Annotated in this window: 15 protein-coding genes; all 15 read left to right on the forward strand. The window is 46.3% G+C overall.

Annotated features, from left to right (window positions below):
• Nucleotides 1-104: 104 nt before the first annotated feature.
• The 15 genes from accB to ACVC9U_RS06370 all read left to right on the forward strand — a co-directional run bounded on the left by accB (nt 105) and on the right by ACVC9U_RS06370 (nt 15,759).
• Nucleotides 105-584, forward strand: coding sequence for an acetyl-CoA carboxylase biotin carboxyl carrier protein (gene accB, locus ACVC9U_RS06300; protein WP_075752405.1), 480 nt, complete (start codon nt 105-107; stop codon nt 582-584).
• Between the two features lie 11 nt (nt 585-595).
• Entirely contained in the window at nt 596-1,948 is a 1,353-nt protein-coding gene (gene accC, locus ACVC9U_RS06305; protein WP_075752407.1) for an acetyl-CoA carboxylase biotin carboxylase subunit, read from the forward strand.
• A gap of 47 nt (nt 1,949-1,995) precedes the next feature.
• Nucleotides 1,996-2,379, forward strand: a complete 384-nt coding sequence (locus ACVC9U_RS06310) for an Asp23/Gls24 family envelope stress response protein (protein WP_031304734.1) — start codon at nt 1,996-1,998, stop codon at nt 2,377-2,379.
• A 292-nt stretch (nt 2,380-2,671) separates the two neighbouring features.
• Nucleotides 2,672-3,061 (forward strand): transcription antitermination factor NusB, encoded by a 390-nt coding sequence (gene nusB, locus ACVC9U_RS06315; RefSeq protein WP_020452136.1) that lies wholly within the window; start codon nt 2,672-2,674, stop codon nt 3,059-3,061.
• 16 nt (nt 3,062-3,077) lie between these two features.
• Complete coding sequence (gene folD / locus ACVC9U_RS06320) at nt 3,078-3,926, forward strand: bifunctional methylenetetrahydrofolate dehydrogenase/methenyltetrahydrofolate cyclohydrolase FolD (RefSeq protein ID WP_441390304.1); 849 nt, start codon at nt 3,078-3,080, stop codon at nt 3,924-3,926.
• Between the two features lie 82 nt (nt 3,927-4,008).
• The gene (xseA, locus tag ACVC9U_RS06325; protein ID WP_075752409.1) at nt 4,009-5,358 is read left to right on the forward strand and encodes an exodeoxyribonuclease VII large subunit; all 1,350 of its coding nucleotides are present in this window, start codon (nt 4,009-4,011) and stop codon (nt 5,356-5,358) included.
• On the forward strand, nt 5,351-5,611 hold the full coding sequence (locus ACVC9U_RS06330; protein WP_075752411.1) for an exodeoxyribonuclease VII small subunit: 261 nt from the start codon (nt 5,351-5,353) through the stop codon (nt 5,609-5,611). The genes xseA and ACVC9U_RS06330 overlap by 8 nt, the downstream gene beginning before the upstream one ends.
• Nucleotides 5,601-6,491 (forward strand): polyprenyl synthetase family protein, encoded by an 891-nt coding sequence (locus tag ACVC9U_RS06335; RefSeq protein ID WP_441390307.1) that lies wholly within the window; start codon nt 5,601-5,603, stop codon nt 6,489-6,491. Before ACVC9U_RS06330 ends, ACVC9U_RS06335 begins: the two co-directional genes overlap by 11 nt.
• 232 nt (nt 6,492-6,723) lie before the next feature.
• The gene (dxs, locus tag ACVC9U_RS06340) at nt 6,724-8,625 is read left to right on the forward strand and encodes a 1-deoxy-D-xylulose-5-phosphate synthase (RefSeq protein ID WP_265626367.1); all 1,902 of its coding nucleotides are present in this window, start codon (nt 6,724-6,726) and stop codon (nt 8,623-8,625) included.
• Nucleotides 8,622-9,467: a TlyA family RNA methyltransferase gene (locus ACVC9U_RS06345; RefSeq protein WP_020452130.1), complete on the forward strand. Its 846-nt coding sequence runs from the start codon at nt 8,622-8,624 to the stop codon at nt 9,465-9,467. Before dxs ends, ACVC9U_RS06345 begins: the two co-directional genes overlap by 4 nt.
• Nucleotides 9,468-9,630: 163 nt before the next feature.
• Nucleotides 9,631-10,080, forward strand: coding sequence for a transcriptional regulator AhrC/ArgR (gene ahrC, locus ACVC9U_RS06350; protein WP_020452129.1), 450 nt, complete (start codon nt 9,631-9,633; stop codon nt 10,078-10,080).
• Between the two features lie 31 nt (nt 10,081-10,111).
• Entirely contained in the window at nt 10,112-11,842 is a 1,731-nt protein-coding gene (recN, locus tag ACVC9U_RS06355; RefSeq protein ID WP_020452128.1) for a DNA repair protein RecN, read from the forward strand.
• A 350-nt stretch (nt 11,843-12,192) separates the two neighbouring features.
• Nucleotides 12,193-13,509 carry a SpoIVB peptidase gene (gene spoIVB / locus ACVC9U_RS06360; RefSeq protein WP_043054395.1) on the forward strand — a complete coding sequence of 439 codons (1,317 nt, stop codon included), beginning with the start codon at nt 12,193-12,195 and terminating at the stop codon, nt 13,507-13,509.
• Nucleotides 13,510-13,798: 289 nt separating this feature from the next.
• Nucleotides 13,799-14,599: a sporulation transcription factor Spo0A gene (gene spo0A / locus ACVC9U_RS06365; RefSeq protein ID WP_003183361.1), complete on the forward strand. Its 801-nt coding sequence runs from the start codon at nt 13,799-13,801 to the stop codon at nt 14,597-14,599.
• A gap of 839 nt (nt 14,600-15,438) precedes the next feature.
• On the forward strand, nt 15,439-15,759 hold the full coding sequence (locus ACVC9U_RS06370; protein WP_034291702.1) for a hypothetical protein: 321 nt from the start codon (nt 15,439-15,441) through the stop codon (nt 15,757-15,759).
• The last annotated feature ends 18 nt before the right edge of the window (nt 15,760-15,777 follow it).

Below are 15,777 nucleotides of genomic sequence, written 5' to 3' on the forward strand. Positions count from 1 at the left end.
TTGTAGTTGAATTCGGCATTCCTCTCCTGTAAGATGAATATAGTATGTACTTTTAGTACTAACTGATAAATGCGTAAAATCTTTTTCATTAGGAGTGCGATAGCATGTTAAACATTGATGAAATCAGACAGTTGATAAAATTAATTGATGAATCTTCGATAAATGAATTTACATACGAAAACGAAGGATCGAAGGTTGAACTGAAAAAACAAAGCGGAACCGTGCAAACCATCCAGCAAGTGGCCGCAGCGCCTGTTCAAACACCGGCTCCGGAAGCTCCGGCGAAGCAAGCGCCAGTTCAGGATGCGCCTGCAGCAGAAGAAGCCGCAAAAGACGGCGGAAACCTCCACAAAATCACCTCTCCGATGGTCGGAACGTTTTATGCGTCTTCTTCGCCTGAAGCCGATCCTTACGTAACAGTCGGTTCGAAGGTAACAGAATCCTCTGTCGTCTGCATTGTGGAAGCGATGAAGCTCTTTAATGAGATCGAAGCCGAAGTGAAAGGCGAGATCGTTGAAGTATTGGTTGAAAATGGCCAGCTGGTTGAATACGGACAACCTTTATTTTTAGTAAAAGCAGAGTAAGGAGCAATAAGATGATCAAAAAGCTATTAATTGCGAACAGGGGAGAAATTGCTGTCAGAATTATCAGAGCGTGTAAAGAACTGGGGATCGATACGGTGGCCGTCTTTTCCGAGGCCGACAGAGAGGCGCTCCATGTTCAGATGGCTGATGAAGCATTTTGCATCGGACCTAAGCTTTCAAAAGACAGCTACTTGAATATAACGAACATCGTCAGCGTCGCCAAAATGACCGGCGCTGATGCGATTCACCCGGGCTACGGCTTCCTGGCGGAAAACGCCGATTTTGCCGAGCTTTGCGAAGAGGTAAACGTAACCTTCGTCGGCCCGACAGCAGACGCGATCTCTAAGATGGGGACAAAGGATGTTGCCAGGGAAACGATGCAGCAGGCTGGCGTTCCAATCGTACCGGGTTCCAAAGGAATTATTGAAGATATTGAAGATGCGGTTTCATTGGCGCGCGATATAGGGTATCCTGTCATTATAAAGGCAACTGCCGGTGGCGGCGGAAAAGGAATCAGGGTCGCTCGTACGGAAGAAGAACTGATCAACGGCATTAAAATCACTCAGCAGGAAGCGGCCACCGCTTTCGGCAACCCGGGTGTGTACATTGAAAAGTACATTGAAGACTTCAGACACGTCGAGATCCAAGTGCTTGCGGACACACACGGAAATACGATTCACTTGGGTGAACGCGACTGCTCAATCCAAAGAAGGCTCCAAAAGCTGCTTGAAGAAACCCCTTCACCTGCGCTTGATGAAGGAATCAGGGAGCAAATGGGGGAGGCGGCCGTCAAAGCGGCTGAAGCCGTTAAGTACACGGGCGCGGGAACAGTTGAATTTATCTACGATTACCGCGAGCAGAAGTTCTACTTTATGGAAATGAACACGCGCATTCAGGTTGAGCATCCGGTAACAGAGATGGTGACGGGCGTTGATTTGATTAAAGAGCAGATCAGAGTGGCGTCAGGCGAAAAATTAGCCCTCACCCAAGATGAAGTCACTTTTAACGGCTGGGCAATCGAATGCCGGATTAATGCGGAAAACCCTGAGAAAAACTTCATGCCTTCTCCGGGAAAAATCGAGATGTATCTGCCTCCGGGCGGGCTCGGCGTCAGAGTGGATTCTGCGGCTTATCCGGGATACTCGATTCCTCCTTATTATGACAGCATGATTGCAAAAGTCATCACATACGGGAAGACGAGGGAAGAAGCTGTATCAAGAATGAAAAGAGCGTTGAGCGAATTCGTCATCGAAGGCGTTCATACGACGATACCGTTCCATCTGAAACTGCTCGAGCACGAAACATTCGTAAGCGGAGAATTTAATACGAAGTTTTTAGAAATATATGATGTAATGGGATCGTAATTTTAACGGAGGTGAACATATTGAAAGACGACAACAGCTTATTGGAAATGAGCCATGAAGACAATCATTTAGGAAAAGTGGAAATCGCTCCGGAAGTCATCGAAGTCATTGCCGGAATCGCAGCTTCCGAAGTTGAAGGCGTAGCTGAAATGCGCGGCAATTTTGCGACAGGTGTCGTGGAACGGTTTGGAAAAAAGAATCACGGCAAAGGCGTCAAAGTTGATTTGTCAGATGACGGAATTATCATTGATGTTTATTGCGTGATGATGTTTGGCGTTTCGATTCCTAAAGTTGCAAATGCCGTTCAGGATAATATCCGCCAGACGCTTCTCAATATGACAGCTCTTTCGATTAATGAAATCAATATTCACATCGTTGGCATTCAATTCGATTCAAAAACGCACGAGGTGGAAGTCGATCAAGAGATGTAGTGCGGTGAAGTGGAAGAACCAAGGGGAATGACGGCCCTTTGGTTTTTTCATGTTCCGTTTTAAAAAATGACGTTTAAAAGCATCTTTCCGCTGTTATCGACCAAAAATAAGAGGAACCGGAAAGTTTGCAAAGAAGTTCGAAAAACGAATGATAATAAATGATTATTTCTTATTATTCGGTTATTGACGATAAAACCGCGATTTTTGCATGCGGAAAGACTAAAAATATGATATGATCTCTTTGTGGCTTAAACGGCAAGCGGCAAAGAGGGTTAAAGGAGAAAAAGAAAGAATGAAAAGAAGAACAGCAAGAGAAAAGGCTTTGCAGTCACTATTCCAGATTGATGTCAGTGATACAGAACCGAATGAAGCGATGCAGCACGCCTTGGACGGGCAGGAAAGCGACGCTTTTTTCGAGCAGCTTGTTTACGGGGTCTTAGAGAACAAAGAGAAAATCGATGAGATGATCAAACGGCATCTCGTCAATTGGAAGCTTGACAGGCTGGCGAATGTCGACCGCGCGATTTTGCGTTTGTCCGCCTACGAAATGATCTTTTTAGAAGACATACCTGTCAACGTCTCTATGAATGAAGCGATTGAACTGGCGAAGCAATTTGGAGATGACAAGTCGGCGAAGTTTGTAAACGGTGTTCTTTCTAACATTAAATCCGATCTTGAATAATCTAGGAGGAGAGCAAATGACAGCAACCATCATCGACGGGAAAGAAACAGCAAAGGAAAAGCGCGGGCAGCTGGCCAAGGAAGTTGAAGAGCTGAAAAAACAAGGAGTGACCCCGGGACTGGCCGTTATTTTAATTGGTGATGATCCGGCGTCTCTTTCATATGTACGGGGAAAGAAAAAAGCAGCTGAAGCCATGGGGATTCGTTTTCAGCTGGATCATTTCGATGCAAGCTTCTCTGAACAAGAGCTTCTTGAAGTGATTGACCAGTACAACCAAAATAACGACTTTCACGGAATTCTTGTCCAGCTGCCTCTTCCGGATCATATTTCCGAACAAGCGGTGATTGAAAGAATATCCCCTGACAAAGATGTTGACGGTTTTCATCCATTAAACGTAGGAAAGCTGCTGCTTGGCGAAGACACATTTCTGCCTTGCACGCCTGCGGGCATCGTGGAGCTTTTAAAGAAAACCGAGATTGATCTGTCGGGAAAAGAGGTTGTTGTCGTCGGGCGAAGCAATATCGTCGGAAAGCCGGTAGGACAGCTGCTCTTGAACGAAAACGCAACCGTTACGTACTGCCATTCAAGAACGGCCGACATTACGGCTCACACAAAAAAAGCTGACATTCTGATTGTCGCTGTCGGAAAGGCGAATTTCATCAAAGCGGATCAAATGAAAGAGGGAGCCGTTGTCATTGATGTCGGCGTTAACCGCCTTGACAACGGAAAGCTCGTCGGTGATGTCGATTTTGAAGAAGCGAAGGAAAAGGCTTCCTATATTACCCCCGTACCGGGCGGTGTCGGTCCGATGACGATTACAATGCTGGCCCATAACACGGTTAAATCAGCGAAGCGTACAATTTAACTTTAATGTACAGCCGTTCATCCGCCTGGTCTCGCGCCGGCGGATGAACGTGCTTGTGCCTTCTTAGAAAGGAGACTGTGCCATGAGTGAAATTTCATTTGTCACGGTCACGGCTTTGACAAAATATATTAAGCGCAAATTTGACGTGGACCCCCATCTTGAAGATATTTGGATCAAGGGCGAGCTGTCAAATGTTAAAATACATAGCAGAGGCCATATTTATTTTACACTGAAAGATGATAACGCCCGCATTCAATCCGTCATGTTCGCCAGACAAAACAGAAATCTCGCCTTTACCCCTGAAAACGGGATGAAAGTATTGGTGAGAGGCGGCATTTCGGTATATGAACCGAGCGGCAACTATCAGCTCTATGCAAAAGAAATACAGCCTGACGGCATAGGTGCGCTTCATCTCGCGTATGAGGAACTTAAGAAAAAGCTATCGCAAGAAGGCTTGTTTGATGAAAAACATAAGAAACCCATCCCCGCGTTCCCATCAGTCGTCGGTGTTGTCACGTCTCCAACTGGAGCGGCTGTACGCGATGTGATCACCACCATTAAAAGAAGATACCCCCTTGTAAAAGTGATCGTCTTTCCAACGCTCGTTCAAGGAGTAAACGCGGGCGAGTCAATCGTCAGCAGCATTAAAGAGGCTAACCGCAGAGAGTTATGCGATGTATTAATCGTCGGACGCGGAGGAGGATCGATCGAAGAGCTGTGGGCATTTAATGAAGAGGCTGTCGCCAGGGCCATTTTTTCTTCCGGCATTCCGATCATTTCTGCCGTCGGGCATGAAACGGATTTTACAATCAGCGATTTTGTCGCGGATTTACGGGCGGCGACCCCGACGGGAGCGGCCGAACAGGCCGTCCCTAATATGCTTGATTTGCTGGAGCGTCTGAAAACGCTCGAAGCGAGAATTGCAAAATCGATGCAGCAGGATTTAAGAAAGCGGCAGGAGCGGGTGAAAACCCTTCAGTCCTCTTATGCCTTCCGCTACCCGAAACGGCTGTATGCCCAAAAGGAACAGGAATTCGACCTGATATTCGACCGTTTCCAAAAACAGCTGGCGATGACCGTTGAACGCAAAGAACAAAAACTGAACGAACAGACATACAAGCTGGAGATGCTTCATCCCGAGGAGCAGCTTAAACAAGCGAGAAAGAGGCATGAAGAGCAAACAGTCCGGCTGAAGCGGAATATGGATGTGCAGCTGAAGCAGATTCACTCGCAGTTTCAAACGGTTCTTGGTAAACTGAATGCATTAAGCCCTCTCCAAGTGATGGAAAGAGGGTACAGTTTGACATATAAGGAAAATGAATTGATTAAAAGTATTGAACAGGTTCATGAAAAAGATGAGATCCGCGTCACATTAAATGATGGGACGCTGACCTGTGAGGTACTGCAAAAGAGAGGCGAAACAAATGGCTGAAGAAAACAAAACAAACCGGGAAGACCTGACATTTGAAGAGGCGATGAAAGGTCTGGAACAGATCGTATCAAAGCTTGAAGAAGGGGATGTGCCTTTGGAAAAGGCGATCGACTATTTCCAGAAAGGGATGGCTCTTTCGAAAATGTGCCACGAAAAACTGCAAAATGTCGAAAAGCAGATGGACTACATTTTGCGGGAAAATGGGGAATTAGCTCCTTTCAGTGTTCGGGAGGAGGAAAAAGGTGACCGGTAAACTTGACGGATTTTTAAAATCGAGAAAAACATTAATTGAAGAACGCCTTCCGATGTATATTAAAGACCTGCGAGCGCCGTCTATCCTCAAGGAATCCATGCTGTACTCATTGGAAGCCGGAGGGAAACGGCTGAGACCGATTTTGGTTCTTGCGCTTCTTCATGCGTACGGAAAAGACGAAGAAGCCGGAATTCCGGTCGGGTGCGCGGTTGAAATGATCCATACGTATTCATTAATCCATGACGATCTTCCTTGTATGGATGACGATGACCTCCGAAGGGGAAAGCCGACAAACCATAAAATTTACGGGGAAGCGACGGCCATTCTCGCCGGAGACGCCTTATTAACTGAAAGCTTCAAAATGATCACTTCCAATATGCCTTCTGAAGTATCCGCTGAAAAACGCATCAGACTGGTGAATGAGCTGATATCGGCGGCGGGGGCTGAAGGCATGGTAGGCGGTCAGATTTTAGATATGGAAGCGGAATCAAAGTCTGTCTCTCTTGATGAACTGCAGCGGATTCACGAAGGAAAAACGGCTAAACTCCTCAGCTTCAGCGTCATCGCGGGGGCGATTCTAGCAGATGCATCTGAAAAAGAGATTGAAAAGCTCCGCGAATTCAGCCATCATATCGGCATCGGCTTCCAGATCAGAGATGACATTCTCGACCTTGAAGGCTCAGAGGATAAAATCGGCAAACGGATCGGATCTGACGAGACAAACGGAAAATCGACCTATCCGTCGCTCCTTTCGCTTGAGGGCGCCAGCCAAAAGCTTGATGAACATATTGAAAAAGCAAAACGGCTGATTTCAGAGCTTCCGCTTGAAAAAGAGCTTATGTACGAGTTCTGCGATATGATTGCCGCAAGGGATCATTGATACAGGGCTTCCATTTGAGCATCAAAGGCTTATTATGATAAAATATAAAAAGTTGAACTCTAAAACGCCGCGCCGTTATCACGTTGTGTTAGCGGCTGTTTTTTCAAACGAAGCGTCCGCATATGCAAGTTTGCGCATGGGGATGAATTCGTCATATAATAATTCAAGCTGAAACTTAAAATGAAGCAAGGCGCATACTTGCAGAAATCATGCTGAAAGTGAGTTGATCCGATTGGATCTGTTATCGATAAAGGACCCTGCATTTTTGAAGAACCTTTCAAATCAAGAACTGGAAGATTTAAGCGCTGAAATTCGCCGCTTTTTAATTGAAACGCTTTCTGAATCTGGAGGGCACATTGGTCCGAATCTCGGTGTTGTCGAGCTTACCATTGCATTGCATAAAGAATTTAACAGCCCGAAAGATAAGTTTTTGTGGGATGTGGGGCATCAATCGTATGTCCATAAACTGTTGACCGGCCGCGGAAAGGACTTCGCCACGCTGCGTCAGCATAAAGGACTGTGCGGTTTTCCAAAGCGGAATGAAAGCGAACATGATGTCTGGGAAACGGGCCACAGTTCGACTTCTCTCTCCGGTGCGATGGGGATGGCGGCTGCGAGAGACTTGAAAGGGACTAACGAATATATCATCCCGATCATCGGAGACGGTGCACTGACCGGCGGCATGGCTCTTGAAGCGCTTAACCATATCGGCCATGAGCAAAAAGACATGATTGTCATTTTGAATGACAACGAAATGAGCATCGCTCCAAACGTCGGAGCGATTCATTCCATGCTCGGAAGGCTGCGCACAGCCGGAAAATACCAATGGGTCAAAGATGAGCTTGAGTATTTGTTCAAGCGGATTCCTGCTGTTGGCGGCAAGCTTGCCGCTACAGCCGAGCGGATCAAAGACAGCCTTAAATACCTGCTGGTATCCGGGATGTTCTTTGAAGAGCTCGGATTTACGTATTTAGGGCCTGTAGACGGTCATTCCTATGATGAACTGTTTGAAAACTTGCAGTATGCGAAAAAGACGAAAGGCCCGGTACTCCTCCACGTTATTACGAAAAAAGGAAAAGGCTATAAGCCTGCGGAAACCGATAAAACTGGCACATGGCACGGAACCGGCCCATATAAAATCGATACCGGTGATTTTGTTAAGCCGAAAGCCGCTGCGCCATCATGGAGCGCGCTCGTAAGCGAAACGGTCAGGAAGCTTGCCCGCGAGGATGAACGGATTGTGGCCATTACTCCGGCCATGCCTGTCGGTTCAAAACTTGAAGGGTTTGCGAGCGAGTTTCCGGAGCGCATGTTTGATGTCGGCATTGCGGAACAGCATGCGGCAACGATGGCGGCTGGTCTCGCGACTCAGAATATGAAGCCGTTTCTGGCGATCTATTCGACATTTCTTCAGCGCGCTTATGACCAGGTTGTCCATGATATTTGCCGGCAAAACCTAAATGTATTTATCGGCATTGACAGAGCGGGCCTAGTCGGCGCTGATGGGGAAACACACCAGGGCGTGTTTGACATTGCTTTTTTACGGCATATTCCGAATTTGGTTCTCATGATGCCGAAAGACGAAAACGAAGGCCAGCACATGGTCAACACGGCTGTCAAATACGATGACGGCCCGATTGCCATGCGCTTTCCGCGCGGAAACGGACTCGGCGTCAAAATGGATAAAGAATTGAAAACGATCCCGATCGGAACGTGGGAAGTGCTGAGACCCGGGACAGACGCGGTCATTTTAACATTCGGCACCACCATTCCGATGGCGCTTGCTGCCGCGGAGGAGCTGCAGAAAGAAGGACGTTCGGTCAGAGTGGTTAACGCCCGTTTTATCAAGCCGCTTGACGAAAACATGCTGATGGAAATCCTGAACGAAGGGCTTCCGATTTTAACGATCGAAGAGGCTGTGCTCCAAGGCGGATTCGGCAGCTCGATCCTTGAGTATGCCCATGAACATCAGTCATACAGCCCGATCATTGATAGAATGGGGATACCTGATCAATTTATTGAACACGGCAGCGTCGCCAAGCTTCTGGAAGAGATCGGAATGACAAAAGAAGACGTCATCAGACGAATAAGACTATTGACGCCCGTAAAGACTCATAAAGGAATTGGATCATGACAGGAAAAAAAGAACGGCTCGACGTTTTATTAGTAGAAAGAGGGTTAATGGAAACGCGGGAAAAAGCGAAAAGAGCCATCATGGCCGGCATCGTCTATACGAATGAAAACAGACTGGACAAGCCGGGCGAAAAGGTCGACCGCACGATTCCGCTGACCGTTAAAGGAAACCCGTTAAAATACGTCTCAAGAGGCGGATTAAAACTTGAAAAAGCATTAAAAGAGTTTCAGCTTTCCGTTCAAGGCAAGCTGATGATTGACATCGGCTCTTCCACCGGCGGCTTCACAGACTGCGCGCTGCAAAACGGCGCTCTCCGCTCATATGCCGTTGATGTCGGGTATAATCAGCTCGCCTGGAAGCTGAGACAGGATGAGCGGGTTGTAGTGATGGAACGCACGAATTTCCGGTATTGCACACCTGCCGATTTTACGGAAGGACTGCCGGAGTTCGCGACGATCGATGTCTCTTTTATCTCACTGAAAATCATCCTGCCTGTGCTTAAGAGCATTTTAGTTCCGGGAAGCGACTGCATCGCTCTCGTAAAACCGCAGTTTGAAGCAGGGCGGGAATCCGTTGGGAAAAAAGGGATCGTCCGCGATCCCCTCGTCCATCAAGCTGTGCTTGATGACATCAGCCGGTTTGCGGCTCGGGAAGGATATGACTGCAGAAACGTCTCGTTTTCGCCGATTACCGGCGGCGACGGCAACATCGAATTCCTTCTCCATTTGCATTGGGACGGAGAAGAGCAACCTGGCACGCCGATAGCAGAAGAAACGATCAATCAAATTGTCGAAGAAGCTCACAAGACATTAAAAGCGAAAAAAACGGATCCGCGTGATTAAAAACCCTTGAGAGTCGTACGGCGAATGCGAGGGTGGCCGGCACGCAAAAAGGAATAATAGTGGGCTATTATTCCTTTTTTACTGCAAACATGTACTTTTCCGACAAAATCATTTAACATAAATGTATAAACATACACAATTTGTGTATAAAACGAGGTGTGAAATGAACAAAGGTCAAAGGCATATTAAAATCAGGGAGATTATCACCGCTAATGAAATTGAAACGCAGGATGAGCTTGTCGATATTTTAAAGAAAGACGGCTATAATGTGACGCAGGCCACCGTCTCGCGGGACATTAAAGAGCTTCATTTGGTCAAGGTGCCGACAAACAACGGTTCCTACAAATACAGCCTGCCTGCTGATCAGCGCTTTAATCCCCTTTCCAAATTAAAAAGATCATTGATGGACGCATTTGTCAAAATCGACTCAGCCAGCCATCTGATCGTTTTAAAAACAATGCCGGGCAACGCGCAGGCGATCGGGGCGCTGATGGACAATTTGGATTGGGAAGAAATCATGGGAACGATCTGCGGAGATGATACCATTTTGATCATCTGCCGGACGCATGATGATACCAAAATCGTACAGAAGAAAATATTGGAGCTTTTATAAACGAAGGCCTGAAAAGAGGTGTCATGAAAGCTTGTTAGCTGAATTATCGATCAAAAACTTTGCCATTATCGAAGAATTAACCGTTTCTTTTGAAAAAGGGCTGACGGTTCTGACCGGTGAAACCGGGGCCGGAAAATCGATCATCATCGACGCCGTCTCTTTGCTTGTCGGAGGCCGCGGCTCGTCCGAATATGTCAGGTATGGCGAAAAAAGAGCCGAATTGGAAGGGCTTTTCCTCCTTGACAGCGGCCATCCGGTTTTTGATTTGTGCACAGAACTCGGGATTGAAGCCTCGGATGACATGATCGTCATGAGGAGAGATATTAACGCAAACGGCAAGAGCATCTGCCGCGTCAATGGAAAACTTGTCACCATTGCCGCTTTGCGGGAAGTCGGCAGACTGCTGCTTGACATACACGGGCAGCACGACAATCAGCTGCTGATGGAGGATGAGCACCATCTTCAGCTTCTGGACAGGTTTGCAGGAGAAGAAATCGAGCATGCTCTAAAAGCGTATCAGGAAGTTTACAGCCGCTACATGGACGTCATGAGAAAGGTGAAAGAGCTTTCTGAAAGCGAACAGGAAATGGCTCACAGACTCGATTTAATACAGTTTCAGCTTGATGAAATCGAATCTGCAAACCTTGAGCCGAAAGAGGACGAACTTCTTCAGGAAGAGCGCCGTCAAATCGCTAATTTCGAAAAAATATACGAAGCTCTGCAAAATGCCTATAATGCGCTACGCAACGAGCAGGCTGGGCTTGACTGGGTCGGCATGGCTTCAAGCGAGCTTGAAAACGTCTCAGGCATCAATGAAGGGCTCAATAAAGTATCTGAATCCGTAGCCAACGCATACTACATTCTCGAAGATTCAACTTTTCAGATCAGAAATATGCTGGATGAACTCGAATACGACCCCGAGCGCCTCGATTATATCGAATCGCGATTAAACGAAATCAAACAGCTGAAACGCAAATACGGCGCTACTGTCGAAGATATCCAAGCTTATTCGGCTAAGATAGAGGAAGAGATCGACCGGATCGAAAACCGGGACAGCCACTTGCAGGCATTAAAATCCCGCCTCGAATCAATCGGCAAGGATGTGGCGATTGAAGCCGCCAATGTGTCCGAAATCAGAAAAAAATGGGCGAAAAAACTGGCCAAACAGATTCAGCAGGAACTGAAAGATCTGTATATGGAAAAATCGACATTCGATACGGAATTCCAGGTGAAAAAAGCGGAACGGGATGATGATGCACCCGTCGTCAACGGTATGCCGGTTCAGCTCACAAAGCACGGCATTGATACCGTCCATTTCCTAATCTCAACAAACACGGGAGAACCGCTCAAATCTTTGTCAAAGGTTGCATCTGGAGGAGAGCTGTCAAGAATCATGCTGGCCATGAAAAGCATTTTCTCTGCTCAGCAGGATGTTACATCGATCATTTTCGATGAAGTGGATACGGGTGTAAGCGGCAGAGTCGCGCAGGCGATCGCCGAAAAAATACACCGCGTCTCGATCGGCTCTCAAGTTTTATGCATTACCCACTTGCCGCAGGTGGCCGCGATGGCTGACACCCATCTTTTGATTACGAAACAGTCGAAAGACGGGAGAACGACGACAAGCGTCACGCCGTTGACAAAACAGGAAAAAATAGCGGAAATCGGCCGGATGATCGCCGGAGTCGAAGTAACGGATCTGACGAAGCGCCATGCGAAAGAACTTTTGAACCAAGCTAAGCTTGTTAAAACTACCGGATAAGCTGTTCATCCTGAACAGCTTCAGCGTGTCGACAAACCCTCGCATTCGTTGTCAGGCCTGCGCGTCGGTGCTCACGAATTCCAACATTCGCTCCGCTCCGATGCTCGGCCTTCCTAGACTGCAAAGGTTTTCAATCACGCTGAAAGGATGACAAAATCCCAAAACTAAGAGCAGTTTTGGGATTTTGTTAACAATTTGAAGCTGTTCATCCTGAACAGCTTATTTTTTTTTGTCGGCATTTTCTTATACAAACTCATTCTTATCATTTTATCCAATGATTTTCTTCCGTCCGCAGTTATAATTCGCTGTCCGAAAGGCAAAAGTAATGAATGTAGCGAAAGAAATTTTATATGGTGTGGGTTAGGTGCGAGGAGAGTGAAAAGGTGGATGTTGAAAAAATCAGAAAAGTTGTGGGTATGATTCTCCTTGTTTCTTTAATAAGTGTAGGGTTTTACAAACCGGTGAAAGAATACATTGTAATCCCAAAAAACTTGAACATTTTTGAGACGGGTACCCGTGCGGTTGAAACGAGCTTATCCGTCAGTGCTTCGAAAGATGGATCATCGGAAGCATTCACACTGAAAGAAAATCAAAGTGAAGTGGAAATAAAAGGTGAAAAGAATGGAAAGGCAGAACTCGTCTATGATTTTGCCGGATTCCCAGTTAAAAAAACGAAAGTAAATGTCCTGCCTGATTTGAAAGTGGTCCCCGGCGGGCAGTCTATTGGTGTAAAGCTTCACTCCGTTGGCGTATTGGTCGTAGGTTTTCATCAAATCAATACCTCTGAAGGCAAAAAATCGCCCGGTGAAGCAGCCGGAATCGCGGTAGGCGACATTATCACCGAAATCAACGGCACGAAAATCGAAAAAATGAATGACATTACCCCTTTTATTCAAAAGGCCGGGAAAACAGGAGAAACCTTACATCTGTCGATTAAAAGAGATAAACAAGAAATCAAAACGAAGCTCATTCCGAAAAAAGACCAGGCTGAAGATAAATACAGAATCGGCTTATATATCAGGGACTCTGCCGCAGGAATCGGCACAATGACTTTTTTCGAGCCGAAATCGAAAAAATACGGAGCGCTTGGTCACGTCATTTCAGACATGGATACGAAAAAACCGATCGTTGTTGAAAAAGGGCAAATCGTGAAATCGACCGTCACTTCGATTGAAAAAGGAACAGGCGGAAATCCCGGAGAGAAACTGGCCCGTTTCGCATCAGAACGAAAAGTGATCGGTGATATCAACAGAAACAGCCCATTCGGGATCTTCGGGACGCTTCACGAGTCAATCAAAAACCGCATCGCTGACAAAGCCATTCCGATTGCATTTTCAGATGAAGTAAAAGAAGGCCCGGCCCAAATTTTAACGGTTATCGAAAACGACAAAGTCGAGAAATTCGATATTCAGGTCGTCAGTACGACACCTCAGAAGTTTCCGGCTACAAAAGGGATGGTGCTGAAAATTACCGACCCGAGGCTGTTGAGCAAAACAGGAGGCATCGTTCAAGGGATGAGCGGAAGCCCGATCATCCAAAACGGAAAGATCATTGGCGCCGTAACTCACGTTTTCGTCAATGATCCGACGAGCGGATACGGCGTGCATATTGAATGGATGCTGTCTGAAGCGGGAATCGATATTTATAAAAAAGAAAAAGCAAGCTGACTGCCGGATTCCTCCGGCAGTTTTTGATTTCGTCTTTTTTTCTTGCACGTTGTGCGTTAAAATGAAAGAAGAAAAGATTTTTCGACAAATTCACGTTCCCCGGTTTGTCAAGTCGCATTTCGAGTCGAAAAATCGAGAAAATCAGAAAAAAACAGAGAAAAAGCGAGAGATACCACTATTATTGGAAAAATCCTTTTTAAAAAAAGGGAATAAAGTGGTGCTGTCGAATTAAACATATTAGAAAAAGAATGATGAAATTTATCAACATACACATTGGGGAGGAAGAAACGTGGAGAAAATTAAAGTATGTGTTGCTGATGATAACAGGGAGCTTGTCGGCCTATTAAGCGAATATATCGAGGGACAAAGCGACATGGAAGTACTTGGTGTCGCATACAACGGACAGGAATGCCTTTCGTTGTTTAAAGACAAGGAGCCCGATGTGCTTGTGCTGGATATTATCATGCCTCACCTCGACGGATTGGCCGTTCTTGAAAGGCTGAGGGAATCGCAGCTTAAAAAGCAGCCGAATGTCATTATGCTGACGGCGTTCGGTCAGGAAGACGTGACGAAAAAAGCTGTAGATTTGGGCGCGTCGTATTTTATTTTGAAGCCTTTTGACATGGAGAACTTAGTCGGCCATATCCGCCAGGTCAGCGGAAACGGATCTCAATTGACACACCGTGCCCCGTCTTCTCAAAGCAGTGTGCTTCGGCCGCAGCCGGAATCGCCGAAGAAAAACCTGGACGCCAGCATCACGACCATCATCCACGAAATCGGCGTGCCCGCTCATATAAAAGGCTATTTATACTTAAGGGAAGCCATCTCCATGGTGTATAACGACATCGAACTGCTCGGAAGCATTACAAAAGTGCTTTATCCGGATATCGCCAAAAAATTCAACACGACTGCAAGCCGAGTCGAACGGGCGATTCGCCACGCCATCGAAGTCGCATGGAGCAGAGGCAACATCGACTCGATTTCGTCACTTTTCGGCTACACAGTCAGCATGTCAAAAGCCAAGCCGACGAATTCAGAATTCATCGCGATGGTCGCAGACAAGCTGAGACTGGAGCATAAGGCTTCTTAAACGTTGACATGGCGCGGTTTTAACGAAGATTTACCGTTGAATTGCCGACCTGTTTCTAACGAATAGTTTATCGTAATTCCGATGAATTTTTCGCCCTTATTGCGATGAATTGCGATCCGAAGGGTTTCATACAGTATTTGAAGGTCTCGTTTTTATAAACGAGGCTGTTTTTTTGCTCTTAAATGTACTGTTTTGAAGTCATCCCTAACAGCACATCTGAAAATACTAAAAAATGTAATTTGTACACTTTTTGGACATGCTTGCACGCCGTCAACAAGGGTCGGGAAGCAGTATGTGCAGCAGCAAATATAAGCATGAGAACTGCGGAAGGAGCAGCGCTACTCATCATCCGCTATGAAGGATTAAATGCTTGTCATGAAGCAGCCGGGCTTTAAAAAATGTTTAAAATAAAAGAATATTTGTACTTGCATTCCTGCAAGTTCTGACAAAAACTACATAGCACGCAGCCAGCTTTCGGTGTATCCGTCTATTTTTCAAAGTTTGTCTCACGCCCGGTGCATTGGCGTCATAGACTGAATCATATAAAGCGAAAGCCGCATGAAACGTCTTTTTTCTTATGAAAAAAGACGTTTTTTTATACAAAAAAATAAAAATGATGAAATAGATCTGATTTCTTCCAGATGTCAACCATTTTTCGGCCTTGGATAGACCGTTTTTCACAGACGTTTTTGAGCGGATGGCTTCTAACAATTCGGAAATCCTTGGGGCATTGGACGGGTAAATCGGGCGAATATCTGCTGAAGCGGCCTGCTTTACAGCTGTCGGGTATTAAAGATAAGGTACGGGGTGTAAAAAATTCAGCGGGTGAGGTGGTCGACATGAGGAAAGGAGTCATCCTTGTTCTGTTCGCTATGCTGTTATTGGCAGGCTGCGGCACAACGCAACATAATGGGCAAAGCGGTGATGAGAGCCGAAAAGGAACAGGCGAGGAAACGCTCGTGAAAGAAGGCACCTTTGTCGGTTTGGCGGACCAGCATACCGTCGCCGTCAATATTGACGGCAAAGAAACGATGTTTCAGGTCCCTCCCGAAAAACGGGACAAATATAAAGGGATCAAGGATGATACAAAGGTGGAAGTGGAGTACACGAAAGCAGAGGACGGAACATTACAGCTTGAAGATATGAAAAAGAAAGAATGATCGTTTGCAAAAAGGGAT

It is taken from the genome of Bacillus sp. GM2, from assembly GCF_056155945.1.

Bases quoted from the DNA above. Each gene is read 5' to 3' on its own strand.
- accB (WP_075752405.1), top strand. From the start codon at position 105: ATGTTAAACATTGATGAAATCAGACAGTTGATAAAATTAATTGATGAA.
- accC (WP_075752407.1), top strand. From the start codon at position 596: ATGATCAAAAAGCTATTAATTGCGAACAGGGGAGAAATTGCTGTCAGA.
- ACVC9U_RS06310 (WP_031304734.1), top strand. From the start codon at position 1,996: ATGAGCCATGAAGACAATCATTTAGGAAAAGTGGAAATCGCTCCGGAA.
- nusB (WP_020452136.1), top strand. From the start codon at position 2,672: ATGAAAAGAAGAACAGCAAGAGAAAAGGCTTTGCAGTCACTATTCCAG.
- folD (WP_441390304.1), top strand. From the start codon at position 3,078: ATGACAGCAACCATCATCGACGGGAAAGAAACAGCAAAGGAAAAGCGC.
- xseA (WP_075752409.1), top strand. From the start codon at position 4,009: ATGAGTGAAATTTCATTTGTCACGGTCACGGCTTTGACAAAATATATT.
- ACVC9U_RS06330 (WP_075752411.1), top strand. From the start codon at position 5,351: ATGGCTGAAGAAAACAAAACAAACCGGGAAGACCTGACATTTGAAGAG.
- ACVC9U_RS06345 (WP_020452130.1), top strand. From the start codon at position 8,622: ATGACAGGAAAAAAAGAACGGCTCGACGTTTTATTAGTAGAAAGAGGG.
- ahrC (WP_020452129.1), top strand. From the start codon at position 9,631: ATGAACAAAGGTCAAAGGCATATTAAAATCAGGGAGATTATCACCGCT.
- spoIVB (WP_043054395.1), top strand. From the start codon at position 12,193: ATGGTGTGGGTTAGGTGCGAGGAGAGTGAAAAGGTGGATGTTGAAAAA.
- ACVC9U_RS06370 (WP_034291702.1), top strand. From the start codon at position 15,439: ATGAGGAAAGGAGTCATCCTTGTTCTGTTCGCTATGCTGTTATTGGCA.